The sequence below is a fragment of the Marinimicrobium sp. UBA4509 genome, from assembly GCF_002388575.1.
In the GTDB taxonomy this organism is placed as follows: Bacteria; Pseudomonadota; Gammaproteobacteria; order Pseudomonadales; family Cellvibrionaceae; genus Marinimicrobium; species Marinimicrobium koreense.
Window position 1 is genome coordinate 23,815 of sequence record NZ_DGMV01000087.1, and the last position, 5,490, is coordinate 29,304.

Sequence of the window (5,490 nt, forward strand, 5' to 3'; positions counted from 1 at the left end):
CGGGTCGACGAGGACACCATCATCAACCAGTCCACCCTGCGCAAGTGGGGATTCAGGGTAGGCACCATCCAGTTGACCATTATCCGTCAACGGGATTGAATTGACCTGCCGGGCGGTGCTATAACGGCCGCCCATTGAGTGACTGCGGACCCGAGCCATGACTGACCCGACCCCCGAGCCCATCAAACTGGACTGCCCGACCTGCGGCGAAACGATTGTCTGGAGTGAGGATTATCCCTACCGCCCCTTCTGCAGCGAACGCTGCAAAATGATCGATCTGGGCGAATGGGCCAGTGAAGGCCACAAGATTCCGGGCGATCCGGTGATCCTTGATGAGAACGATCAGCCCCTCTGACACGAGAACCTACCAGGCGTACCCTATACCCGCGATGCCCTGCGCCCCGGCGGCTTTTGCCTGCGGCAGGGCCTCGGGCCCCACACCGCCCAGGGCGTACACCGGCAGGGGCACTCCGGCCGTCCATTCGGCAAAACGCGCCCAGCCCAGAGGCTCGGTATCCGGGTGACTTTGGGTAACCTGTACCGGGGACAGAAACACGTAGTCCACACCCAGGCGAACCGCCTGCTCCAGCTCCTCCGGGGTATGGCAGGACGCGCCCCACCAACCCGAAAGCCCCAACGGGCGCCGCTCACAGTGCCGCAACGCCTCGGCGTTCATATGCCAGCCAGCCAGCCCGCTCAGACCGCGATCTTCCGGGCCATGGGCGATCAGTGTGGCACCGAACCGGGCACACAGCACTTGCGCCTGTAGGGCCCGAGCCCGATACGCGTCGGCCGACAGCTCCGGGGCACGCAAGTGAATCCAGGAGTGGCCATTGGTCAACGCCCGCTCCAGGCGCTGCCACCAGTCTGCCTCCGAGTTGGCGGAACCGGTAATCAATATCTTTTGTGGCAGACGAATGGCATGAAGGATCGGCCGGTTGGCCTCGGGGAAGCGGTAGTCGGGTAAGGCTGCCGGCTCGACCCAGCGCACCGGCTGGCCCTCGTTGCCACGCGCCTCGCCCGAAAAATCGGTCACCCGGCATACCTGTAGCAGCACGGACTTGTCCGGGTAGTCGTGGCGAATATCGATCAGCGGTTCGCTGGCGCGCACCTCTATCGAGAGTTCTTCCGCCAGCTCCCGAGCGAGGGCATCCGCCAGCGTTTCCCCCTCATCGACCTTGCCCCCGGGAAACTCCCAGAGGCCGCCCTGGTGCACGTGCTCGGGACGGCGGGCAATCAGGATTCGACCCTGTGGGTCCTGAATCACACCCACCGCCACTCGTACCACCGAACCCATGGAATCAGCTCCGGTAGTCGGCGTTGATGCGCACGTACTCGTGGGACAGATCGGTGGTCCAGAGGGTTTCCGCACAAGCGCCGCGGCCGAGGTCAATGCGGATGGTGATTTCCGCCTGATCCATGACCGCCTGGCCCTGCTCTTCGGTATACCCCTCGGCGCGTCCACCGTCTTCGACAATCAGTGTGTCGTTCAGGTGGATGCGAACCTTGTTGGCGTCCAGCCCCGGCACGCCGGCATAGCCTACCGCCGCCACAATCCGCCCCCAGTTGGGGTCCGAGGCGAACAGGGCGGTCTTGATCAGCGGCGAATGCGCCACCGCATAACCCACCTGCAGACACTCGTCCTGACTGGCGCCGCCGCTGACCGCCAGAGTGACAAACTTAGTCGCCCCCTCGCCGTCCGCAACGATGCACTTGGCGAGGTATTCATGGGCACCAATGATCAGCCCACGCACTTTCTCGTACAGATCGCCAGAGGCCTCGGTGATTGCCTCAGCACCGGATTGCCCGGTAGCCATCAGAATGCAGGAATCGTTGGTGGAGGTATCGCCGTCGATGGTGATCCGGTTGAAGGATTTATTCGCGGCCTCCTTGCACAAATCGTCCAGCACCGGCTGGGCGATATCCGCATCGGTGGCAATATAGGCAAGCATGGTGCCCATGTTCGGCTTGATCATACCTGCGCCTTTGGCAATACCATTTACCGTGATGGTTTTGCCCTGATGTTCGACGCTGGCGGTATAACCCTTGGGACGGGTATCGGTGGTCATGATCGCCTTGGCCGCTGCTTCCCAGCCGCTTTCGCTGAGCCCGGCATGAGCCTGGGGCAGCACATTGACGATCTTGTTGACCGGCAGCGGCTCCCCGATCACACCGGTGGAGAAAGGCAGTACCTGAGCGGCCTGAACACCGGACAACTGGGCTACGGCCTCACTGGTGGCGATGGCGTCGCGCCGACCCCGCTCGCCCGTGCAGGCGTTGGCGTTGCCGGAGTTGATCACCAGGTAGCGGGGGCTGGCCTGTTTGAGGTATTCGCGGCACAGCGTCACCGGCGCGGCACAAAAGGCGTTGCGGGTGAACACACCGGCGCTGCGGGTACCAGCGGCCAGCTCGATCAACACCACATCCTGGCGACCGGGCTTTTTGATCCCGGCGCTGGCCGTGGCCAGTTTGATCCCGGCCAGTGGGGGCATGGAGGGAAAGGGGTATTCGCCAACGGCCATTTTTGGAACTCCGTTTTAATGAAGGGGATGCCTCAACGTTGGGTAACGGCGGATGCGCTGCGCTTATCCGCCCTACGGATAGCTTGGCAGTTCGCGTAGGGCGGATAAGGCGAAGCCGCATCCGCCGTTACCAAAACCGCAACACAACCACCGTAATCAGCTCAACTTACCGTGACACTGCTTGTATTTCTTGCCGGAACCGCAGGGGCACGGATCGTTGCGGCCCACTTTGCGTCCGTCGCGCACGAACGGCTGGCCGCCAGGCTCGCCCTCGCCCGCCGGCTGCTCCGCCGCCTGTTGGCGACCACCGCTCAGGGCCGACACCTCGTCGTGCTGCAGCTGCATCTTCTGACGTTCGCGCTCTTCGCGCCGCTTGCGCTCCATCTCCTCCATCTGCTCCCGGGTCACCGGCTCCACACGGGCCAGCAGGTGAATCACTTCATGCTTCACTTTATCCAGCATGCCCTGGAACAGATAAAACGCTTCGCGCTTGTATTCCTGTTTGGGGTTCTTCTGAGCATAGGAGCGCAGGTTAATGCCCTGACGCAAGTGATCCATGTTGGCCAATTGCTCTTTCCAGGCATTGTCCAGTACCTGCAACATCACCTGCTTTTCGATCTCGGTCATCACCGGCCCGATACGCGCACACTTGGCGTCGTAGGCACCCTGCACTTCCGTCTGGAGTTTTTCGCGCAGCTTTTCCTCGTGTAACTGATCGTCCTCATCCAGCCACTTGGCCAGCGGCAGCCGCAGCCCGAACTCCTGCTCCAGACGCTTCTCCAGACCCGTCACATCCCACTGTTCTTCCAGACTCTGGGGCGGAATGTGTTCGCTGATGATCTCATCGACCACATCAAAGCGCACCGAGTTGATGGTGTCGGTGATCGTTTCGGCTTCGAGCAGCTCGTTGCGCTGCTGATACACCACCTGCCGCTGGTCATTGGCGACGTTATCAAACTCCAACAACTGTTTGCGGATGTCGAAGTTGCGCCCTTCCACCTTGCGCTGAGCCTTTTCGATAGCGTTGTTCACCATACGGTGCTCGATCGCTTCGCCCTTCTCCATACCCAGGGCCTGCATGAAGCCCCGAATGCGGTCTGAAGCGAAAATCCGCATCAGGCTGTCTTCCATCGACAGGTAGAAACGGGTGACCCCCGGGTCCCCCTGACGACCGGCCCGGCCGCGCAACTGATTGTCGATGCGGCGCGATTCGTGACGTTCGGTACCGATGATATGCAGACCACCGGCCTCAATCACCTGCTCGTGACGCTTTTTCCACTCGCTTTTGATCTGCTCGATCTGGGCATCGGTGGGGTTGTCCAGCTTGGCGACTTCGGCTTCCCAGTTGCCGCCGAGTACGATGTCGGTACCCCGACCGGCCATGTTGGTGGCAATGGTTACCGCGCCCGGTCGGCCGGCCTGAGCGATGATTTCCGCTTCCTGCTCGTGGTACTTGGCGTTGAGCACTTGGTGGTCTATGCCCGCTTTTTTCAAGCGGCTGGACATTTCTTCCGACGTCTCGATGGATGCGGTGCCGACCAGAATCGGGGCCTTCTGCGCTTGGTATTTTTTGATGTCTTCAACAATTGCGTCGTACTTTTCCTCGACCGTGAGATACACCAGATCATTTAGGTCAATGCGCTGCTTGGGCTTGTTGGTGGGAATCACCACCACGTCCAGACCGTAAATCTCCCGAAATTCAAACGCCTCGGTATCGGCCGTACCGGTCATACCGGACAGTGTGGGATACAGGCGGAAGTAATTCTGGAAGGTGGTCGAGGCCAGCGTCTGGCTCTCGCTCTGGATCGGCACGCCCTCTTTGGCCTCGATGGCCTGGTGCAGGCCTTCGGACAGCCGGCGACCCGCCATGGTGCGCCCGGTGTGCTCATCGATAAGCACCACCTGATTGTTCTGTACGATGTATTCCACATCCCGATGGAACAGCGCACGAGCGCGCAGGGCGGAGTTGACGTGGTGCAGCAGCCCCAGATTGTTCGCGGCATAGAGGCTCTCTCCCTCCGGCAACAGTCCGGAACGGGACAGCAGGTCTTCCACTTTCTGGTGTCCCTGCTCGGTCAACTCAACCTGGCGGCTTTTTTCATCGACCGTGTAATCGCCATCCTCACCCTCTTCCGGCACCGGATTCAGGTTCTGAATCAGCTTGCACATGCGCATATACAGCTCGGAGCTGTTCTCTGCCGCACCGGAGATGATGAGCGGGGTACGCGCCTCGTCAATCAGGATCGAATCCACTTCGTCCACCACGGCGAAGTTGAGCGGCCGCTGGACTTTATCCTTCAGACTGAGGGCCATGTTATCGCGCAGATAATCAAAGCCGAACTCGTTGTTGGTGCCGTAGGTTATATCCGCCGCGTAAGCGTCGCGCTTGTCGGCGGAGGGCTGCATGGAGCGGATGACGCCCACGGTCATGCCCAGCTTCTGGTAGACCTTGCCCATCCAGGCGGCGTCTCGGGATGCCAGGTAATCGTTCACCGTGACCACGTGGACGCCACGGCCGGTCAGGGCGTGCAGGTAACAGGGTAAGGTGGAGACCAGGGTTTTACCCTCACCGGTACGCATTTCGGAAATCTTGCCCTGGTGCAGGGCCATCCCCCCGATCATCTGAACGTCGAAGTGACGCAGACCCAACGCCCGCTTACTGGCCTCGCGAACCACCGCGAACGCTTCCGGCAGCAGTTGATCCAGGGTTTCCCCCTGCTCAAAGCGTTGTTTGAATTCCGTTGTCTTGGCCGCCAGGGCCTCATCACTGAGCGCTTCCAGCTCGCCTTCCATCTCGTTGATTTTGGCGACTGTTTTGCGCATACGCTTCAATTCGCGCTCGTTCTTCGAGCCGAACAGGGACTTCACTAATTTACCGATCATTGTTATTACCGTACTTGAGCAATTTGCGGGTGAACGACTGTCACCTCGTCGGAAAACCGACGAGTAAACCGAATGTGGCTTGCGA

General features: G+C 60.6%; 4 protein-coding genes. 1 reads left to right on the top strand and 3 read right to left on the bottom strand.

Annotated elements, in window-relative coordinates; translation table 11 throughout:
* Positions 1-157: 157 nt before the first annotated feature.
* Positions 158-355 carry a DNA gyrase inhibitor YacG gene (yacG, locus tag B3520_RS16470; RefSeq protein ID WP_286805428.1) on the top strand — a complete coding sequence of 66 codons (198 nt, stop codon included), beginning with the start codon at positions 158-160 and terminating at the stop codon, positions 353-355.
* Between the two features lie 9 nt (positions 356-364).
* On the opposite strand, the gene B3520_RS16475 is transcribed toward yacG, so the two are convergent.
* From B3520_RS16475 to secA, 3 genes are all read right to left on the bottom strand, one after another.
* On the bottom strand, positions 365-1,297 hold the full coding sequence (locus B3520_RS16475) for a Nudix family hydrolase (RefSeq protein WP_286805427.1): 933 nt from the start codon (positions 1,295-1,297) through the stop codon (positions 365-367).
* 4 nt (positions 1,298-1,301) lie between these two features.
* Complete coding sequence (gene argJ, locus B3520_RS16480; protein WP_286805426.1) at positions 1,302-2,522, bottom strand: bifunctional glutamate N-acetyltransferase/amino-acid acetyltransferase ArgJ; 1,221 nt, start codon at positions 2,520-2,522, stop codon at positions 1,302-1,304.
* A 156-nt stretch (positions 2,523-2,678) separates the two neighbouring features.
* Positions 2,679-5,405 (bottom strand): preprotein translocase subunit SecA, encoded by a 2,727-nt coding sequence (gene secA / locus B3520_RS16485; RefSeq protein ID WP_286876450.1) that lies wholly within the window; start codon positions 5,403-5,405, stop codon positions 2,679-2,681.
* Positions 5,406-5,490 lie beyond the last annotated feature (85 nt).

What these genes read in the sequence shown, in the direction of transcription:
- B3520_RS16475 (WP_286805427.1), bottom strand. Translation starts at nt 1,297, where the DNA reads ATGGGTTCGGTGGTACGAGTGGCGGTGGGTGTGATTCAGGACCCACAG.
- yacG (WP_286805428.1), top strand. Translation starts at nt 158, where the DNA reads ATGACTGACCCGACCCCCGAGCCCATCAAACTGGACTGCCCGACCTGC.
- argJ (WP_286805426.1), bottom strand. Translation starts at nt 2,522, where the DNA reads ATGGCCGTTGGCGAATACCCCTTTCCCTCCATGCCCCCACTGGCCGGG.
- secA (WP_286876450.1), bottom strand. Translation starts at nt 5,405, where the DNA reads ATGATCGGTAAATTAGTGAAGTCCCTGTTCGGCTCGAAGAACGAGCGC.